Annotated in this window: 16 protein-coding genes; 6 read left to right on the top strand and 10 right to left on the bottom strand. The window is 44.2% G+C overall.

The window, feature by feature from the left end; translation table 11 throughout:
• Window positions 1–76 precede the first annotated feature (76 nt).
• The 5 genes from B0I21_RS13175 to yiaA all read right to left on the bottom strand — a co-directional run bounded on the left by B0I21_RS13175 (window position 77) and on the right by yiaA (window position 4,280).
• Window positions 77–1,132, bottom strand: coding sequence for an ATP-grasp domain-containing protein (locus tag B0I21_RS13175; RefSeq protein WP_208292341.1), 1,056 nt, complete (start codon window positions 1,130–1,132; stop codon window positions 77–79).
• Window positions 1,133–1,175: 43 nt separating this feature from the next.
• A complete protein-coding gene (locus tag B0I21_RS13170; protein ID WP_243836128.1) occupies window positions 1,176–1,673 on the bottom strand; it encodes a GDYXXLXY domain-containing protein in 498 nt (165 codons plus the stop codon).
• Complete coding sequence (locus B0I21_RS13165) at window positions 1,651–2,724, bottom strand: DUF4401 domain-containing protein (RefSeq protein ID WP_133640949.1); 1,074 nt, start codon at window positions 2,722–2,724, stop codon at window positions 1,651–1,653. The genes B0I21_RS13170 and B0I21_RS13165 overlap by 23 nt, the downstream gene beginning before the upstream one ends.
• Window positions 2,708–3,670 carry a DUF2157 domain-containing protein gene (locus B0I21_RS13160; protein ID WP_133640948.1) on the bottom strand — a complete coding sequence of 321 codons (963 nt, stop codon included), beginning with the start codon at window positions 3,668–3,670 and terminating at the stop codon, window positions 2,708–2,710. The genes B0I21_RS13165 and B0I21_RS13160 overlap by 17 nt, the downstream gene beginning before the upstream one ends.
• A gap of 139 nt (window positions 3,671–3,809) precedes the next feature.
• Complete coding sequence (gene yiaA, locus B0I21_RS13155; RefSeq protein WP_133640947.1) at window positions 3,810–4,280, bottom strand: inner membrane protein YiaA; 471 nt, start codon at window positions 4,278–4,280, stop codon at window positions 3,810–3,812.
• Between the two features lie 131 nt (window positions 4,281–4,411).
• On the opposite strand from yiaA, the gene B0I21_RS13150 reads away from it, so the two are divergent.
• The gene (locus tag B0I21_RS13150) at window positions 4,412–5,905 is read left to right on the top strand and encodes a hypothetical protein (RefSeq protein ID WP_133640946.1); all 1,494 of its coding nucleotides are present in this window, start codon (window positions 4,412–4,414) and stop codon (window positions 5,903–5,905) included.
• A gap of 54 nt (window positions 5,906–5,959) precedes the next feature.
• Here the strand turns inward: B0I21_RS13150 and B0I21_RS13145 are convergent, their stop codons facing one another.
• A complete protein-coding gene (locus tag B0I21_RS13145; RefSeq protein ID WP_133640945.1) occupies window positions 5,960–6,379 on the bottom strand; it encodes a helix-turn-helix domain-containing protein in 420 nt (139 codons plus the stop codon).
• 150 nt (window positions 6,380–6,529) lie between these two features.
• Here B0I21_RS13145 and B0I21_RS13140 point away from each other — a divergent pair, with 150 nt between their 5' ends.
• The gene (locus B0I21_RS13140; RefSeq protein ID WP_133640944.1) at window positions 6,530–6,757 is read left to right on the top strand and encodes a SymE family type I addiction module toxin; all 228 of its coding nucleotides are present in this window, start codon (window positions 6,530–6,532) and stop codon (window positions 6,755–6,757) included.
• Between the two features lie 142 nt (window positions 6,758–6,899).
• Here the strand turns inward: B0I21_RS13140 and B0I21_RS13135 are convergent, their stop codons facing one another.
• The 3 genes from B0I21_RS13135 to B0I21_RS13125 all read right to left on the bottom strand — a co-directional run bounded on the left by B0I21_RS13135 (window position 6,900) and on the right by B0I21_RS13125 (window position 9,292).
• Complete coding sequence (locus B0I21_RS13135; RefSeq protein WP_037500477.1) at window positions 6,900–7,343, bottom strand: KTSC domain-containing protein; 444 nt, start codon at window positions 7,341–7,343, stop codon at window positions 6,900–6,902.
• Window positions 7,344–7,466: 123 nt separating this feature from the next.
• Window positions 7,467–8,111: an alpha/beta hydrolase gene (locus B0I21_RS13130; RefSeq protein ID WP_133640943.1), complete on the bottom strand. Its 645-nt coding sequence runs from the start codon at window positions 8,109–8,111 to the stop codon at window positions 7,467–7,469.
• 50 nt (window positions 8,112–8,161) lie between these two features.
• Window positions 8,162–9,292, bottom strand: coding sequence for an MBL fold metallo-hydrolase (locus B0I21_RS13125; protein ID WP_133640942.1), 1,131 nt, complete (start codon window positions 9,290–9,292; stop codon window positions 8,162–8,164).
• A gap of 192 nt (window positions 9,293–9,484) precedes the next feature.
• Between B0I21_RS13125 and B0I21_RS13120 the strand changes: the two genes are divergently transcribed.
• A complete protein-coding gene (locus B0I21_RS13120) occupies window positions 9,485–9,832 on the top strand; it encodes a hypothetical protein (protein ID WP_133640941.1) in 348 nt (115 codons plus the stop codon).
• A 528-nt stretch (window positions 9,833–10,360) separates the two neighbouring features.
• Here the strand turns inward: B0I21_RS13120 and B0I21_RS13115 are convergent.
• Complete coding sequence (locus B0I21_RS13115; RefSeq protein WP_133640940.1) at window positions 10,361–11,050, bottom strand: hypothetical protein; 690 nt, start codon at window positions 11,048–11,050, stop codon at window positions 10,361–10,363.
• A 252-nt stretch (window positions 11,051–11,302) separates the two neighbouring features.
• On the opposite strand from B0I21_RS13115, the gene B0I21_RS13110 reads away from it, so the two are divergent.
• The 3 genes from B0I21_RS13110 (at window position 11,303) to B0I21_RS13100 (ending at window position 18,392) form a co-directional block, all read left to right on the top strand.
• A complete protein-coding gene (locus B0I21_RS13110; protein WP_133640939.1) occupies window positions 11,303–12,667 on the top strand; it encodes a MutS-related protein in 1,365 nt (454 codons plus the stop codon).
• 435 nt (window positions 12,668–13,102) lie between these two features.
• The gene (locus B0I21_RS13105) at window positions 13,103–15,694 is read left to right on the top strand and encodes a TonB-dependent receptor (protein ID WP_133640938.1); all 2,592 of its coding nucleotides are present in this window, start codon (window positions 13,103–13,105) and stop codon (window positions 15,692–15,694) included.
• 313 nt (window positions 15,695–16,007) lie between these two features.
• A complete protein-coding gene (locus B0I21_RS13100; protein ID WP_133640937.1) occupies window positions 16,008–18,392 on the top strand; it encodes a TonB-dependent siderophore receptor in 2,385 nt (794 codons plus the stop codon).
• Window positions 18,393–18,571 lie beyond the last annotated feature (179 nt).

The following is an 18,571-nucleotide window of genomic DNA, read 5'->3' as shown; positions in this document are numbered from 1 at the left end:
ACTTTCTACTTGTTTGCCCCGGGGTAAAAAATTATGAATTATCATAAGCCTTGAGGCAATGGGCCAAAGGGTTTTATTAGGCTTTTGTCCAGTAGAGTGATGCGATATTTCGAACGAGCATGTTATAATCCCAGCCTATTTTTTGAGCGGCAAGTGCTGTTAGGCTATCTTGATTTTGGCGTCCAGGTCTGGAAGGGCCTGTCATGTTTGGCTTCATATTCACGTCAAAGAGGTAAAATTTGCCATTGGCGTCTGCTCGGCAGTCGATACGGACGGGAGCTTTTGCTTTTACCATATTGGCAGCGGTTTCGCACTGCGCGCAAAGCTTTTTTACATCATCCATTTCCAGTTCAAAATCATTGAGCACGGCACTGTTTTCCGAAACAGCGACAACACCATTGTACGGGGCGATGCCATTTTGATGGTTAAATCGTCTTACCGGCGGAAGAGCCCAATAAGACGATTTTCTGACGCGTTGCCCTTTGATAACATAGTTTCCGGGGGGCATTACCGTGATCGTCATCTCTTCACCGGCGAGGTACTCTTCTACATACAGCACATCGCCATAAGTACGTTCGGTAATCATATCTTGCATAAGATGTTGGAGCGATTGTTCATCTTCGACCAAGTAAACGCCCTGGCTGCCGCGGCCTCGTATGGGCTTTGCAACCACGGGGAACGGGAAATTCAGCACAACACTTAGTAAATTCTGCCGTGTGATGATCGTAGATTTCGGTATAGGCAGATGGTTCGCTTTTAACAAACCATTGGTTACCCACTTATCATCAAAGCGGTCTACCGTTTCAGGAAGTTGGCCGATAATGGCTAGCCCCTCGTCGATAAACCGTTGTATAGGATGTCCCTTATACAAAACCGTGTTAAGCCATAAGGTGTTAGCGCCCAGTTCGATGGCCCGTTGAATGCCAATGGCTGTATCGGGAAAGCACCAATCCAGGTCATTATGTACATCCGGAGAATTTGTGGGCGTAATAACGTCGATGTCTTGTTGCTTTAAGGCAAACGCGATATCTGCACAGCTGTCTGCATAGCCACTTTCCTTCATCGGTTTAATAACCCCATCTGTCTCGGGCGCTGCTGCAGCTTGGTAGATTAACGCAATTTTTGTCTCCATAACCATTATGATGACAATAACCCTGCCATCGTGGCTCCCGCAATCAACGTATCTTCTTCAAGTTTTCATCATACAGGTCCACCAACAAACTGTTTCCTGAAGCATCAACCCGAAGCCCGCCATATTTCGCGTTTTCAAATTTTTTCGCCTGTCCTTCTTGAAAGAAAAACGACTCTGCCCCGAGCGCGATTTGCCATTTGTTGCGCGATGTATAGGCCAGCAGCTGTTCATCTTTTGCCAACGGTTCTTTGTTTGCTTGAAAGCGTTTTAGCTGCGTGGTGTTATCAGGAAGCACCTGTAAAACGCAGTAACCCCGACGACCGACACTATCGGGATGTACACCTCGCGCTATTTCATAACGAAGCTGCATGTAATCGCCCTGCATAAGTGAACGCGGATCGACCGGCGCTAGCTGCAACAGCAGCAATTGCCCATCGGTCAATAGCTGTTCTTTGTTGAAAACGCTGTATTGAAAGTAAGCCAACAACAAAACGAGGTTAACGATAATGATGGGGCCTCTATATTTTTTTATGTTGATCATGTCGTTTTGATATAAAAAGATAAAGAATAATAAAGAATGTGCCGGAAGCGAATAACAACAGCGATTTGGTCAAGAGTGTAAATCGTAAATCATAATAGCATTGGCCAATGAAGTAGATCAGCGCAATGGCCGCAATAATAAATCCTGTTTTATAATTTGTCTGGAAACAAAGCAAAAGAATGAGGAGGGATCCTGCTATGCCCGGCGCAACTGCCGTTGGTATCAAGCTTAGCAAGATCAAGGCGTAGGTAAGGATAAGGTAACTGCTTTTTGTGATGGCGAAACGATTGAGCACAGCCCGGGCATTAAACAGGATCAGGATAATGCAGGTGCCCGATGTAAACAAGACAGCCTGTACCGGTACATTCAAAGGAAAGTCCACCCGAAGGGTAATAAGGCCCGAAAAAAAGGCGAAAATAAGCGCTGTTTTTACTGGGTTATACCACTTTAGTAAAGATTTTGGTCGGGTGATGAGTGCTGCTTCGTCTAAAAATATATAACTAAGCAACAGGACAAGCCCACATAAGTAAAAGGGAGTGAATTGATCCCAATGATTACCTATGATATAGGCTAGTATGCTTCCGTGCAGGATTAATGTCGAAACGAAGCAGATCATGTAATTGCCGGCGAGGGCCAAACAGGCTGCGGCTACAACTATAAGAACGAGGGGGATCTGTTGAGACGGCATATCCCACGCTGTAAGACCAAACGAAAGCATAATGAAGCCTATCGCCAATAACGCTACACTCATCGTGTCCCAAAGAATGCCGTTGTCGTTTCTGCTAACGAGTAGGCCAGCAGCGATCGCTAATGCGCTAAATGCTAACAGTAGCGTTTTAGATTCGTATAAGCCTGTCAAAAACAAAAAGCCAAAAAAGACGATGGATGCTAGCAAGCCGCCAAAAACGGAAAGGATTTTTATGATCAATGGGTGTTTTGTATCTTCGGCACTGTATGCACGATCAATGGCGACCCTGTCAAACTGCATATCTTCGTTATAGGTAGATTGGAAGTAAGCCAGCATGTGGTCTACTTTATTCTTCTGTTCCATGGTGTTTAGCTTTTTGAAATTTAAGTAAGTTGTTGATAATAAACGTTACACTCATGATGATGAAGGCACTGACGAACAAATACAACACTACATCCTCGATAAGATGCACCCAAAGCGCCGATACGATCACGACCAAGCTAAAAGATAAGATCGCAACGTAGAATCCATCTTTGCGCCTGATAGCGTATAGCATTCCAGTGCTGTAGAGCACAATGATAATGACGCCTATTAGGCTCAGGTAAATATAATCGTTGCTAAAGATACCAGCGATGGCGCCCCTAGTTGCAAACGCTACGGCAGCCAAAGACACGGTATTGGTGAAATAGATAGGCACATTCATCGTCCGCTTCGTTTGTTGAAGGAAGATGGCTGCCATGGCTACGCTACCATTTAGTAAAAACAGAATAGTGTAGAATAGGCTCGGTGGCCAGCCTGTAGTCACCTGCTGTTCATACAAAATCAACGTGCTGTTTACCAGCACAAGGTAGAATAAACTAAGCGGAGCAAATCGAGCAATGATGACCCAGATCGTGACAAAGAGCGTCCATGCCAGGAAGAAGTCATAGGCATTTGCTCCCGTTTGATAAATCTGTCCGAAAATCGAGAATAAAGCACCAACGAGTAGGGAGCTGCCCGTGAGGAGTATGTTTTTCGTTTGTGTGCTAAACTTAGGGTTGATTGCGAGTAGCGTTATTCCGCAGACAAGCGCTTCGATAATGCCTATTTTTGCAAATTTATGCAGATCGGCCCAGTTGTAGGCAAAAAAGAAAATGACCCCCAAAATGGAAAATCCGACCCCCAGGATGAGGAAGAAGATGCGAAGAAATTTCTGCCAAGCCTTGGTGTTGGGGTAAACGAAGGTACGCAGTGCCCTGCTAGCGTCCGCCGCTGTAAGGCTGCTATGCGGAGCCAGCCTATGTATATCTTCCCGTTTAATATGGTTCATAAGAGCTTAAGTTTAAGTGCGCTGTAAGCTGTCTACATCGTATTGTTGTAGACCAGTTAAGCATATGCAATAGATTGACCAATGCGGTAAGCCCCGCAGCCTTGCTAGGCAAGGAGCTACGGGGCAGGCAACCGCTACGTTACAGATCTTTATCCTCAAACATTTTAGCGTCGCGGGTATTTTTTTGTACGGCGATGGCCGAGAATATACTGAGGGAGAATGCCATCGCATAGAATCCTTTCTCACTGAGCGCGAGATCTGCATTCCAAAGCCCCACGGTAAGCAGCACCAATGCGGCAATGGTAGCAAACCAACTTAGGCCATAGTATAAATCGGTAACGACCAATCCTTCGGTTCGGTCCCGAACACTTTTCTGGACAGAAATTACGGCAAATAGCCCGAATAATAGGATCGTAAAATAATAGCCTTTTTCATTTAATTCCATACTTGCATTCCACAAGCCTATACAATAGCCAACTGTTCCAGTTAGTAGGGCAAACCACGATGCGCCAACAAATGCAGCAGTCGGTTTGAACGGGTTTCTTGGATCATCGTTTTGTTTTTTTACGATAGGTCCGTGTTCTTCTGTTTTTTGATTTAGCGGTTCCATATTTATTTGTTTTAATGATTAATATGAAAGCAAATGTCGGGTACAAGCATCAGGTAGAAAAGTCAAAAAACAATATATGCTGACGATTTAATGGCTGAATATTGTACCTTTAGTTTGCTAATAGTAGTGGTATGGATACGCTTTCTCAATTGATAAATTTGCTGGATAATACCGATAAGAAAGATTTTAAAAGGTTTTTACAGCGAAAAAATAGACGTACAGATGTCAAGAATTTGCAGTTGTTCAATTTGTTGGAAACTGACGATATAAATGCACTAAGCAAATTGTATAAACAACGGGAAAACAACGATGCTTACCACGCTTTGCGGCTGCGGTTACAACGAAGTTTGCTCTCCTTCCTGTCGCACAAGGCATTTGAAATCAACCATTCCGAAGCCCACGAGGCATCGCGTCTTGTCGTGGTGGCGCGTTTTCTGCTCGAGAATGGCGTTTCGAAAGTAGCCTTTAAATCGTTGGATAAAGCAGAACGTCTCGCTCATGATATAGAGCATTTTAATTTGGTGAACGAGCTTTTGTTGCTGAAGCTGCAGTATGCGCATCTGGAAGGGGCGGAAAATCTGGATGAACTGACTGCCCGATTTCTCGCCAATCATACCGCCATGCTCCGTGAATCAAATTTAAACATTACCTACGCCTACCTGCGGCGCGAGCTAGAAGAGGTAAACCTCAAAGGAAAAATTGTTCATTTAACCTCACTCATTATCAGCAGCATTCGTAAACACAAAATTTCATTGCGTGACCTGATGACGTTTAAATCCATCTACCAGATTCTGTTTATAGCGAATGAATATGCGGCAATACAACAAGACTATTCGCTGATCGAACGTTATGTGGTGCGGATCAATAATTTTATTAGTGCGCAGCCCGATAAAAAATCGACTCACCTGTTCCACCATATTTCGATCATGTATTTTTTGGCTAATTTTCATTTACGGAATAAAGATTTTAGCAAAAGTGAATCTTACCTGTTAAAGATGGCCGAACTCATGGCGGGCGACAAACGCTATGGGGATTTGTTTTTTGCGCGACAGCAGTTACTTATAGCGCTAAATCTTCACTTTAATGGCAGCGGAGATGCCGCAGTCTCCGTACTCCAAGGAGCACTAGCGAAGGTCAAGGCGACAACCAAAGCCGAAGATATTGCCGATTTGCGGATTTGCTTGGCCATGTTTTACGCACAGCATAACAATCGTGAAAGCCTTCGCCAACTGGCTGCACTTACGCGGACAGACGCCTGGTACGAAAAAAAACTCGGCATGCTATGGACCATTCGGAAAAACCTGATGGAGATTATTGTTCAGGCACAATTTGAAAATGTAGAACTTGCCTTGTCTCGACTGCAGAGCTTTCGGCGCCGCTATAAAAAATATTTACAAACGACGTCAGAAGATCGTGTGCTGGCTTACCTGCGACTCGTTGAGCAATACCTGTTAAAACCGGTGGTAGCTTTTGAGCCATCTTATCAAGAAGCGGTGTTGGCTCAACTAAGAGAAGCAGGGAACAGCGATATTTTTAGGCTTAGCTTTATTGCATGGCTGATCGCGCGCTGGGAAAAAAATACTTCTCACGAGGTTACACTGAAACTTATTAAAGGCGCTTATTAATCTGCTGCGGCTCGCGTATTTTACCGACTATCTTGTGTGCTTGCCTGAAGGTTCTCAGGAGTTGCTTTTTATCAAGTTTTCCAGTCTTGCCATCATATCATCCTTTTCTTTCAGCATGCGCTCGTAAAGTTCAATTTTTTCTTCGTGCAGCTGAATGAGTTTGTCGATAGGATGAATATTTAATGTTCCAAGATTAAAAGCATGATCATGGTTGGTAATCGTGTTACCGATAATGTTAATCGCTTGTTCTTCGTCAAAATTTTCGATGGCTGCGGTAGGCACCTTTAAGATTCCTGCTACCTGTGCTAATATGTCGGCTTCTATAATGTCTTTCTGCTCTAAGAGCGATATTTTCTTTTGATTCCAGTCTTCGCCGAGTTCAAATGCAAGCGCTTCCTGCTTGATACCCAGCATTTCACGGAAGCGTTTTATATTTCTGCCTTGATGTATTTTTTTGTTGCCGGAGTGTATCATACCTGTTTTGTTTTTATCGAAAAATAGAATGCTTTAAATATAAACAAATTATATTTCTGAAGTATCCTTCTTACGGGATAAATTATTCTCGACAAGGATTGAATATACGCCATGGCATCTCGTACTTCGTCCAAATAAAGGAGAAATGCTATGAAAGGACTGTGCAAAAGAACAAACGATAAGTTTGTAACAAGGCGCTTAAAGGTATCTCGCAAATGGGCCGCGAGGGATGGGGTTTACGGCGGCTACAACCCTGTCATTACGTTAACCGGAAAATGGCTTGGGGATTGTGGCTTTAAGCGTGGGGATGCATTGACGCTGAAAGTATACCAGAAAAAAATTATTATCGAAATAGAAACGTCGCCTGCGAATCTTTAGAAAGAGGAGGAAGTGCCTAATCCGGTTTTACCAGCTCGTAGGATGCGCGGTAGGAAAAATGCCGCCAAAAAGAAAGCCTGATAAGGAGAGCGCGTAAGCCATGCTATCCCCATCAGGCCTAGAGTGTAAGAGAAAATGGTCGCTATTCTGCGGTTTTCAATACATTGCGGTATCCATATTTTGGATAAATGTGTCGCTTGGCAAATCTACCTGGTGAATCTGCATTGACCAGTTTAATGTATTCATTGCGGGGTACATTAAAATATTCGTATTTGCTACCATCTAAAAACGATATAGTCAAAATATGTCCTTTCCAATCAAAATCGCTTATGTTTGATGTCTCGATTGTATTTTTATAAATCGGCTTTTGGTTTTCTAGTGTTTCCGGACAAATGCTTACCAAAAAATGGTAGGCTTCGATCATTTCTTTACTTCGTTCTTCCGCTGCGCGTAATCCTTCCTCATCATTCACGAACTTATCAGGATGGCATTCCTTCATGATCTGTCTATAGCGCGACTTCAATGCGCTGAGATCAGCTTTAGCGTCCAAATCTAAAAGTTTTCTGTAGTCTGCTATCTTTTTCATCGGCGCAAAGGTAGTTATTCTAGTTCAGCGGTTCAACATAAATTAAGATATATCGTATAAAGATTATGTTAACAATGAGGAGGTTTGCCTTTTTGCGATTGCTTTTCTTCGGTTATTCCTGCGCTAAAGGTGTTTTCGAATAAAAACGCTGACCTCCTTTGCTCGGTTCAAAACCATGAAGTGCCCCCCAGCATCGATCAGGTCAGCATCGTTTACAAAGCGAATCGGCAATATGCGATCTTTCGTTCCGTGGAGTTGTGCTATAGGACAAGGTGTTGATTCGTTGTCCCACCGAACAATCTGTTGCAGCGCCCAGCGAAGAAAGGTGACATCTGTATCGCTCAGTATATCCTTCAGAAGTTTCTTATCAGCCAATGTGCTCGTTCCAAATAGCCAAAAATTCACACAGTTTGCTTTTTTAAGTAGCGCTGTGGGTAGCAAAAAATGCAACCGAATCTTTCCTGCTAATCGGAAATAAATAGGGATCTCGTCTTTCTTCTTTGCAGATGATAGCAAGATAATACGTTTGACAGCGATATGCTTCGCAACTTCTAAAGCCATTATGCCCCCGAAGGACAAACCTATAAGGATAGGCTCTTTTTCAATTATCTGCGTAGCAAGACGCTTGGCATACGCGCGAATAGATTCTTCATTATTTGGCGTCAACCATTTCACATGTTGAATATCCAGGCCCGAAAAGTCTATATTTTGGAACGCTCGCTCATCCGCCCCCAAGCCACTAAAGATGTATATTTTTTGCGTATCCATTGTTGCGTGATCTGTTTAAAAGCGCTTCAGCAAATGCCTGGCGAAGGTCATTATTCTGCAACCTCCCACCAGTTGCTAAATGGCTGCGTACTGTCCTGTAGCAACAATACTTCACCGATCTGTGGTGTTTGCACCGGCAGGCTATTTTCTGCTGCTGCTTGCGCTATCTTCTGCATAGGATCGTACCAAGCGTGTCGTGCAAGGGCATATTTGCTGTTATGCACCGTCATAAATCTGGTAGGTCTAAGCTCGTCGACCGCCTTAACCAGATCATCGGGCATCATATGAATCAGGTTCCAATCTTCATTATATTGCCCGTTCTCCATTACAGCAAAATCAATCGTTGGAAATTGCTTTTTAATAGCCTTGAAATGGATATCGTAGCCTGTATCTCCGGAAAGGAAAAGGTTGCCAAAGGAGCTTTGCAGCATATAAGCTGTCCACAAGGTTTGGTTGGAGGTCAATCCACGTCCAGAAAAATGCCGCGCCGGTAGGGCAGTGAGCTTGATCGATGCATCGATCTGTCGTGTTTCGTTCCAATCCACTTCTTGGATAAGTTTAGGGTCAAAGCCCCAGTACTCTAAATGTGCGCCCACGCCGAGCGGACAAACAACCGATTTTATGCGATCTTTTAGATCCAACATTGTTTGGTAATCGAGATGATCCCAATGATCGTGTGTGAGCAGGAGCAGGTCGATAGGGGGGATGTCGGATGGGGTATATCGATCAGCGCCCGGAAAAGGCTTATTGACAAAGGATACGGGCGAAGCGGAAACGAGAACGGGATCAACGACGATACGTTTTCCGTCCAATTGAAGGAATAAGGAGGAGTGTCCAAGCCATACGATCAGGTCATCCTCTAGCGGAAGAGATGTCAACACTGTATTTTTTGTAGGGATAGCTCGAACAGGTGTGAGGTCAGCCACCTTGTTTACCATAAACTCCCAAATATTCTGCAGCTGCGATTTTTCGCCGGTCATCAGCGTGGTGGGACTTTGGTTGGCAAACTCACCGTCTTTGTAATTTGGCGATTTTTTGATTCGTTCCAAGCGTGCGCCCTCAGGCATTTTTCCGAATTGCCGCCCATTTAAAAAGAGAGCCAGCGCACAGGTGCCAAGCAGTGCTAGCGCACCAATACTATAGACTGTATATTTAACTATTCGTTTTGTTTTCGAGTTCATGAAACTGAGGATTGAGCATAACTTTTGTTGCACGTTACGATCGACCAATACTGACCGCTGCAAGATGAAGTTAATATAAAATTACTGTAAAATAAAAGTCGGAAGACTAAAATACGCTTTGTCGTTCGTTTTTTTTATATTATTTTGCAAAGGTTTGACGTTAGTTAAATACAGTTACCAGAAAGGAGACCTATGGCAAAGCAATTTTTTATTCCAGATTCACAGCATCTTCCGAATGATGTTGCCGAGCAACATCTAACGACGTATCAGTTTTTACAATCGAAGCTAAGCTTGGGGGCCGGTGAGGTTGTAGAGGATAAATTGATGTATTCGATAAGCTATATAGATAGTAACAATGATGAGATCGTGTATGCAGTTGGTCGAGAACATCCGTTTAAAAGCGTGCAGGTTTTAGCGGTTTTCCAAGCGAACGATGTATATTACATATTTGCTGATGAAGCTGGCTTGCAACCCGAGCGTCTTGATTTTCGTGCGCATAATCTCGATCGGATCGAATACTTTGAGCGTAGCCATTCCTAGCCGGTTGAATACACAGCATGTGTTATCGTTTATAGCTTGTTGCATCGCAATCACCTCATATATAAGCTAACCAATTATTCGATAAGGACATTGTTTTATTTTCACCATCCTTAGTGGCATTGTTCTTTTTGTAATTTATAAACCTTGAATCTCTTATTTATGGGGCTAAGGTTGCGAATTGTTGCGCTTTTTTATCCTAACAGGAGGAAAAAATCAAAATTTACTAAAATTATCGGGCTATATTGATTTAGCTTTTCTGAATTCTTAAGTTTGATGTAGATAGACAAACCAGCTTGATGTTTTTCATGTCTTTTTCAGCGAAAAGACGTAAAAATGGATGGCTAAATGCCTGATCGGCATTAAAGATCAGATTAATGAGGCTGCATTCCTCCGGGAATGCGGCTTTTTTTCGTGATAATAGGTGATGGATGCTTTTTTTTGAGAAAGAAATGAGCAACATTTGGGATCCTGCTTTAAAAGAATAACCCTGTGCTCCTGGATTCTATGACAAATCTTATATCTAAAAAACTAATAGGTCACTTTAGGCTTGCCATTTTCGCAAACTATCCTTTTATTGGGCATAGGGCTCGTTGAGCAGGCAGCATTGCCTTCGAGATTCCTTTTAGCGTATTCTAAATGCATAAATTCTTCTAATTTTCTGCCAAATATGGCAAAGCTTGGAGCATCCGTATATAAGACATCGATAGCCTCACAATCTTTACGAATGGTAACGGTTTGCCATTTACTGGGATCGGTACATGGCCTGTCCTCAAAAAATGTTGTGACATCGATAAAAAGCTGGCTTAAACGTATGTTAATCTCCGTTAGCTCCAGATCCATCGCGGACGCTACTTTTACTTCGCCATTAATACACCGAATTCCGAAATTTGGGGGCAAGGTTACGGGGCTCGTGTTGTAGCGAGTCGGCCCTTCATAAGCATCGTTTGCCCTTCTATACAATTCTTGCGCTTCTGCCTGAAGTTTCCTATACGCCTCTTCAAAGCTTGGGTGTACTGGCACATAGGTGTAGTAGAGCGTATCTATACGCCATTCTGCGAGATTTCCACAGGCGTGGCCCTTGGTCAGCGCCACCGCCTCTTCTGTTTTTAGCGCCGCGAGTCGCGATAGCTCTTCATACGATAAGCCCTCCTTGCTACACGAATGAAGGAAAAACATAAAAAATAAAAGTAAGGTCAGGTAAAGTTTTGTAGGTTTCATAAAATAGATCTTTCACAATAAAACGAGCGGATTGTTAAATCGCTACACGACGATAAGAGTATTAATCAAAGAGCTGTGAATTTTTTGGATTTTACAGGCTTATTTTGGGCATCTGAATCCCTTGCAGCTAATCGACCGGTTACTTCATATCTTTCAGTACGCAGCGTAAGGGTAGATGGCAGGTGCAGCTATCTTAAAGTATGTTAATAATTTCCAGATTTTACGAGGCATTTTCTATATTTAGCATGCTGCATGATGTTAAAAACCGACAAACAAACGCTGACTGACTTAAATGTCTTAGACTGGAATTCCGCCAGTCTATTGCGTTATTTTGATCGTACCCTCACGTTGGGTGGCCAAGATGAATTGTACAACTATTTGAAGCACCCCCTCGCATCCATCGATGCGATCATCGAGCGACAACAGGCGATAGCTTATCTGGGCACGGTGCATATTACCGATCTGTTTGATAAACATATGATGGCCGATTTGGAGCGCTATCTGCGCAAACCCATCGAGCCTCGTGCAAGTCACCCGTTAGCTGATCTTACGAAGGGGGAATCTTTTCTTTTTTTCTCGTTATCGGCGAAGCGTGAGCGGCTGTTCATTTACCAATCCGTCCGCGAGATTGCGATGCTCTTTACAGCTTTAGAGGGAATAATTGATGCGGCCATGTCATCGGGTAAAGCGATTGGTTTGTTGCGAAAATATGCGGATTTTTTTTCAGCTAATGCGTCTTTTTTTGATGCTGAAGAGTTGCGCCGAATGGGAAGCGGAAAAAAATCGCGACGTTCTACATTACGGCATAATTATCTCTTCCGAGGTCCGCATAAGAATCGGGTACGAGAACTGTTTGACATGCTCTACACGATAGATGCTTTGGTCGCTGTGGCAAAGATGTGGAACGAAAACAGTCTTTGCTTTCCAAAAATGAATACCGATGAGACACCCGCTTCGCTATTAGATATAGTGGGGCTTTATAATTTGGCGCTGCACAAACCAATAAAAAATGATTTACACATTACGACGGGAAAAAATATCTGGTTTTTGACAGGTGCAAACATGACTGGGAAATCTACACTGCTAAAGAGTATCGGCATCTGCATTTACCTTGCTCACGTGGGCTTCCCCGTGCCTGCGGAATCTATGGAAATTCTATTTTACAACGGGCTAATGACCAGCATCAACCTTGTCGATGATATCGGTTCAGGATACAGTCATTTCTATGCAGAGGTAAGGCGCCTGAAAGCGATGGGTGAACATATGGCGTTACATAGTCCCTCGGTTATCATGTTGGACGAAATCTTCAAGGGAACAAACTATCAAGATGCTTTCGAGGCAACGTTAAACTTTATCAATAGTATCAGCGGCATTGAGCGGAGCCTTTTCTTTATTTCTACGCATATCACCGATGTCGGCGAGCGCATTGCAAACAATAAACATGTAGCTTTAAAGCATCTCGAAACCTTAGCTGATGTGGAACAGGGAGCGAGATTTACTTACAAGCTGATTGACGGCGTTGCCACAGAGAAGTTGGGTATGTGGTTTCTGAACAGGGAATCGGTATTTGATACATTTCGAGCGATAAAACCTAGCCCTAAGGACGATCCTTCATAATGTCCTTTTTTTGATACGGAAAACGTAATCAGTGCCATACTATATTTTCAGATGCCGGTCGGCATGCAGGTGTGCCGTTTCCATCTGTTCATCGATTAATCGTGATACGTTTCGTGGCTTGCGCATTGATAAGCGATGTCGCTGCAGTTATTATCATGTCCAGTCTACGCTTACCTTGTGGTGCCTCGCGCTAGCAATCGTTCAAGTTGGTTTTAAGGTGCAATAAAAAAAGGTTCCAGACGGGGAGAATGGAACCTTTTGCTAACCAATTATAAACCTTATGTTCTTTATGATACACCAAAACTAGGGATAAAAAATGAAAGCACAAAAATAATCTACAAAATTAGTAGACTTTATTGTAACAATTTTTATATTTGCCTTCATAAGTTGCAATTGGCGTTGTCAACGAACATATATCTATTAATACATTCATTTATGGAAAGAAGAAAAGTGCGTCTTTATGCGTACAGCATCTTAACACTTTTTATCGCGCTATGCAGCTTGCCTGCGCAAGCACAAGTAGAAACGAAACCAATAATTAATGCTTCGCTAGAGGGAACCGTGATTGATGCCGATACCCGTGAACCTATAGAGGGTGTAACCGTGCAGCTGGAAGCGGTAACGCACAGCGTTCGTACCAATCGGGATGGCGGATTTCAATTTGTTACAGGACAGAAATTACCCTTCACACTGGTTTTATCTTACGTCGGCTACGAAAAGAAAACCGTGGTGGTTTCTACTTCGCCCACGGTGATTGAACTTAAGCCTATTACGGAAAATTTAAGTGAGGTCGTTGTCACATCGCGTCGGCGTCGAGAGCAATTGCAGGATGTTCCCATTCCAGTATCCTTGATTCGCGGAGCAGCCATAGAAGATGCAGGTGCGTTCAATGTAAATCGCCTTAAGGAATTGGTTCCAACGGTGCAACTGTATACGTCTAACGCACGTAATACGACCTTGAATATTCGCGGTCTGGGGTCGACATACGGATTGACGAATGACGGTATAGACCCCGGCGTAGGCTTCTATTTAGATGGTGTGTATATCGCACGGCCAGCTGCCACTTGGCTCGATTTTATTGATATTGAACAAATCGAGGTTTTGCGTGGGCCACAAGGTACCTTGTTCGGAAAAAATACGACGGCGGGAGCCTTCAACATTACGACGCGCCTGCCACAATTTAGCCCGGAAGCAAATTTCGAACTTAGCTATGGTAATTACGGTTTTATCCAGGCGAAAACGTCGTTGACAGGCCCTATATCGAAAAAATTAGCGGCACGCGTTTCGTTTTCCGGCACCCAGCGTAATGGTACATTGTATAATGTGCATACGAATAGGGATATAAACAATATCAATAACCTAGGTTTTCGCGGTCAGTTGCTATATACACCTACGGAGGATATCAAGATCGTTGTTGCCGGAGATGTTTCTAAGCAGAAGCCAGATGGCTATGGCTGGGGAATCGCCGGCGTGGTGCAAACGCAACGTGCCGACTATCGACAATTCAATAATATTATTGCCGATTTAGGTTATACTGTTCCCTATACTAGTGCATTTGAACGTAAAGTAGATCTGGATACACAATCCAAAGCTGATAATGAACTCGGTGGGATATCGGTCAATGCCGATATAAAAATCGGTAACGGGACGTTGACATCAACGTCGGCATGGCGCTATTGGGATTGGGTGCCATTGAATGATCGGGATTATTTGGGTTTACCTGTTTTCACCGTATCGGCGGGAAACTCGGTGCATGATCAATGGTCGCAGGAATTTAGATATTCCGGAAAGATCAGTGAAAAGGTGAGTGGTGTGGTTGGTTTATATGGCTTGTGGCAAGATTTACGAACCGATCCGGTGCACACGGAGGAAGCTGGGCCGGCGCTGTGGCGCTTTGCGCAAAGTTCTACAAGCGAGCTTTGGGAAACTCCCGGCTTGTTTGATAATTACGGCATCCGTACCAAGTACGGCATCAAATCGACAAGCTTGGCGGCTTACACACAAATTGATTGGGCCGTGACCGAGAAGTTTCACATTTTGCCTGGCTTACGCTATAACTATGATAAAAAGGTAGCAAACTATGACCGGCAGCGCTACGGCGGCTTGGAAACATCAGACCCGGCTCTGCAAGCGCTAAAAAACGGCATCTATACCGATCAGTCGTTTAACACAGACGCGTCGGCTGGGAATTGGTCTGGACAATTATCTGCACAGTATAAATTTAGCCCTCAATTCAATACGTTTGCTACGTACTCGGTGAGCTATAAGCCAATCGGCATTAACGTGGGCGGACTGCCGACCGCGAATGGGGAAGTGCTGCTTGAATTGGCTCGCGTAAAGCCGGAAGCGGTGCATCACAAGGAGTTGGGTGTGAAAACCATTCCAATGCGCAACGCCATTCTCAATTTTACCGTGTATCAAACGGATATAAAAGATTATCAAACCTTGGTGCAAACACCAGACCCGGGCGTCAACCGGGGGTATTTGGCCAATGCTGAAAAAGTGCGCGTGCAGGGCGTCGAGGTGGATGGAAGCGTTCGTCTCTTCAATAGCCTTTTGCTGAATACAGCATTTGCCTACACCGATGGGAAGTATGTTCGCTTTACAAACGCCCCTGTTCCACTCGAAGAGGTCGGCGGACCTGAGGCTTTTAAAGATGTTTCTGGTGGACAGCTGCCGGGCATCTCAAAATGGTCAGGTTCATTTGGGGCAGAATATAGCCGAAAGGGAAAACTGATTAGCCTTCCCGGAAGCTTCTTCGTCGGTGCAGATGTTTTTTATCGTTCCACATTTTCGTCTAGTCCATCGCCATCGGCCTACATGAATATTGAAGGGTATGGCCTACTTAACGGCCGTGTTGGGTTTCGTGCTGCAAATGGTCTTTCGGTCATTCTTTGGGGAAGAAACATCGCCGGTACCGATTATTACGAACAACTACTGGCTGCGCCGGGCAGTTATGGGCAGTACGCCGGGGTTATCGGCGATCCAAGAACCTATGGTGTAACATTGCGCTATAACTTAAAATAACATATACATTCTCTCACCCCATCCGTTGGTTAGCTTGCTAGCCAACGGATTTTTTGTTGTCGACACTGACCTAAAGAACCTGATCGTATCCTCATTGTTTTTGTACCCTCCGCGCGATCCAGTGCTGACGGATTAATAATTCTTTACATGGCTGTAGCCGCAGTATTTCTTAAGAGGTTAGTTCTTGTACGTTATCTTTTAATCCAGCATAGGACCACGTCACATTTAAATCTTTTTATTAAATAATTTTGTTTACTGCATTCTTTATTTATATTTGGTCTAAATAACAATATAGATATAGTTTTGCGATTCAATGAAAACAAAAAGTAAAATGCTGCTCATCCCCGCGCTGGGTGTTGCACTAAGCAGTTACGCACAAACAGGTGCCATTAGCGGTGTCGTTCGGACGAGCGATAACGAAATTGCCAGCGATTTAACTATCGTTTTGAATGATAGTTTACGCACAAAGGCAAATAGCGCTGGAGAATATGGTTTCCGAAACCTAAAACCAGGGATATATGCGCTTTCCACTACCCATATCGGCCTTCAAACCAAACGGGATACCATTCACTTACACGATGCCGAAAAGAGACGCTTCGACTTGTTGTTGTCCGTGGATAAGCATATGCTGCAGGAAGTCGTGGTCGAAGGCCAGGCTTCTTTAGTAGAAACGATTACGTCGCCGACACTTCGCGTGCAGACACCGTTAATCGAACTGCCCCAAAGTGTACAAATTGTCAACGCTGATTTGATGGCGAGGCAACAGATCTTTAACATGGCGGATGGTTTGATGCGCAATGTGAGCGGTGTAAGCCGCTTGTCGCATTGGAACGATATGTATGTAAACCTGAATATGCGCGGCTCAAAAATCCAAGCGTTCCGAAACGGTATGAATGCCGTCTCTTCGTTTTGGAGCCCATTGTCTGAGGATATGTCTGTCGTGGAGCGGGTTGAAATAGTCAAGGGACCGGCGGGTTTTATGATGTCCAGCGGTGATCCGGCCGGGATTTATAATGTCGTTACAAAAAAGCCGACCGGTGTGGAGAGGGGGGAGGTAACCTTTTCAATGGGCAGTTTCTCCAGTTATCGATCTACGGTAGATTTGGATGGTAAGCTATCAAAAGATAAGCGGTTGCTATATCGCTTGAATATTGCGGGTGATACTAAGGGCTCATTCCGGCCGTTCGAGGAAAATAAGCGTTTGGTGATTGCGCCGGTTTTGTCCTATCAATTGGATAACAAGACAAAAGCTACATTAGAGTATACCTACCAGCGTGCACAGATGACTGATGTAGGTTCGGGATACGTCTTTTCGCCTGTCGGCTATAAAGCTCTTCCTCGAGAAACCACATTTTCGTCGCCAGGGCTAGAGCCAATAAAAGTGAATGATCAAAACATCTTTTTAACCTTAGAGCGTAACCTAAACGAGCAGTGGAAATTGACGGCTCAGGGGGCCTATTTTAGCTACGATCAGATTGGTGCTAACAGTTGGCCGAAGGATGTGCTGGCAAACGGTGATGTGGTTCGGCAGACCGGCATTTGGGATGCCACCAGCACGATGGCCTTAGGCCAGGTTTTTGTTAACGGCAACTTGCAGACCGGTGCCGTTAAACATCGCATCTTGGGTGGCTTAGATTTCGGAAGAAAAGACTATTATGCCGATTGGAGCCAATCGTTCGTTTTGGATTCTTTGAATGGTGGTGAATTTAACCCCAGAGATCCTCAATATGGCTTAGATTTTCCATATACACCATTCAACCGGTCAACTCCTTTAAAAATTCGGGCGGCGGCTGGCGGCGGCATTATACAAACGCATTATTCCTCCGCTTACCTACAGGATGAGTTGGGCTTCTTTGATAACCAACTCCGCCTTACCTTAGCTGCTCGCTACACGGCTATGTCACAAGCATCATGGGGTGGTGATCCCATTGAAAGCAAGAAGATAACTCCACGAGTTGGTCTTTCGTATTCTATCGATAGGAACACCTCAGCCTACGCGCTTTACGATCAATCTTTCATTCCTCAAAACGGTGTTTTATATACCGGTGAGGCTGTTAAGCCCTTAACCGGCGATATTATGGAATTGGGGCTTAAACGCGCATGGTTTAATAACCGTTTAAGCACTACGGTTAGTGCATACCAAATCTTGAAAAACAATGAGGTCACAGCCTATGGTCCTCGTCCAAATGAAAATATTGAAATAGGCCAAAAACGTGTTCGCGGCATAGAGGTTGACATCATGGGGCGTATTGCGCCTGGATTTGATGTCGTAGCAAACTACGCGTTCACCGATGCTGAAATTACGAAAGTAAATGCCGAGGTCGAAGGCTTCTATGCTGGGCAGCGTCTATCTGGCGCGGATCGGCATATTGCTAACGTTTGGTTGGATTACCATCTGCAAGCAGGTGCCTTAAGCGGTTTAAGCTTTCGTGCTGGCATGACGACTAACGTAGATCGTACAACGGCTTTTTACTCCGACGATCATCCGGAATGGAATTTGCCAGACTATCTACGTTTTGATGCCGGGTTGGGCTATCACAAGGATAATTTTACTGTGATATTTAACGTGCAAAATTTGGCGGACAGCTACTTGCTAGCGGGCGGATCGTATTATGATGATTATTTTTCTACACCGGTTTATTCTTGGCAAGCCGAGCTGCCCAGGAATTTCCGACTAACCTTTGGCTATAAGTTTTAGGGACTAAAAAAGCAGTGTTATAAGGCGTTTAATTACCCTCTTGCTGTACACAGGAGGGTAGCAAACGTTTTTTTCAATCAATAGGGCGTTTATTTGACAACGGTCGCTTCCAACTCGACCTGTAAGCTTCCAACTCGACCTGTAAGCTTTCAAACAGACCCTTTACCTCGCTCGCGCGT

It is taken from the genome of Sphingobacterium paludis, from assembly GCF_004364125.1.
GTDB lineage: Bacteria > Bacteroidota > Bacteroidia > Sphingobacteriales > Sphingobacteriaceae > Sphingobacterium > Sphingobacterium paludis.
Note: the sequence above shows the minus strand (reverse complement) of the source record. Positions and strands in the feature narration are given on the sequence as shown.

Excerpts from the sequence above, each read along its gene's own strand:
- B0I21_RS13175 (WP_208292341.1), bottom strand. The coding sequence starts at position 1,132 with ATGGAGACAAAAATTGCGTTAATCTACCAAGCTGCAGCAGCGCCCGAG.
- B0I21_RS13170 (WP_243836128.1), bottom strand. The coding sequence starts at position 1,673 with ATGATCAACATAAAAAAATATAGAGGCCCCATCATTATCGTTAACCTC.
- B0I21_RS13165 (WP_133640949.1), bottom strand. The coding sequence starts at position 2,724 with ATGGAACAGAAGAATAAAGTAGACCACATGCTGGCTTACTTCCAATCT.
- B0I21_RS13160 (WP_133640948.1), bottom strand. The coding sequence starts at position 3,670 with ATGAACCATATTAAACGGGAAGATATACATAGGCTGGCTCCGCATAGC.
- yiaA (WP_133640947.1), bottom strand. The coding sequence starts at position 4,280 with ATGGAACCGCTAAATCAAAAAACAGAAGAACACGGACCTATCGTAAAA.
- B0I21_RS13150 (WP_133640946.1), top strand. The coding sequence starts at position 4,412 with ATGGATACGCTTTCTCAATTGATAAATTTGCTGGATAATACCGATAAG.
- B0I21_RS13145 (WP_133640945.1), bottom strand. The coding sequence starts at position 6,379 with ATGATACACTCCGGCAACAAAAAAATACATCAAGGCAGAAATATAAAA.
- B0I21_RS13140 (WP_133640944.1), top strand. The coding sequence starts at position 6,530 with ATGAAAGGACTGTGCAAAAGAACAAACGATAAGTTTGTAACAAGGCGC.
- B0I21_RS13135 (WP_037500477.1), bottom strand. The coding sequence starts at position 7,343 with ATGAAAAAGATAGCAGACTACAGAAAACTTTTAGATTTGGACGCTAAA.
- B0I21_RS13130 (WP_133640943.1), bottom strand. The coding sequence starts at position 8,111 with ATGGATACGCAAAAAATATACATCTTTAGTGGCTTGGGGGCGGATGAG.
- B0I21_RS13125 (WP_133640942.1), bottom strand. The coding sequence starts at position 9,292 with ATGAACTCGAAAACAAAACGAATAGTTAAATATACAGTCTATAGTATT.
- B0I21_RS13120 (WP_133640941.1), top strand. The coding sequence starts at position 9,485 with ATGGCAAAGCAATTTTTTATTCCAGATTCACAGCATCTTCCGAATGAT.
- B0I21_RS13115 (WP_133640940.1), bottom strand. The coding sequence starts at position 11,050 with ATGAAACCTACAAAACTTTACCTGACCTTACTTTTATTTTTTATGTTT.
- B0I21_RS13110 (WP_133640939.1), top strand. The coding sequence starts at position 11,303 with ATGATGTTAAAAACCGACAAACAAACGCTGACTGACTTAAATGTCTTA.
- B0I21_RS13105 (WP_133640938.1), top strand. The coding sequence starts at position 13,103 with ATGGAAAGAAGAAAAGTGCGTCTTTATGCGTACAGCATCTTAACACTT.
- B0I21_RS13100 (WP_133640937.1), top strand. The coding sequence starts at position 16,008 with ATGAAAACAAAAAGTAAAATGCTGCTCATCCCCGCGCTGGGTGTTGCA.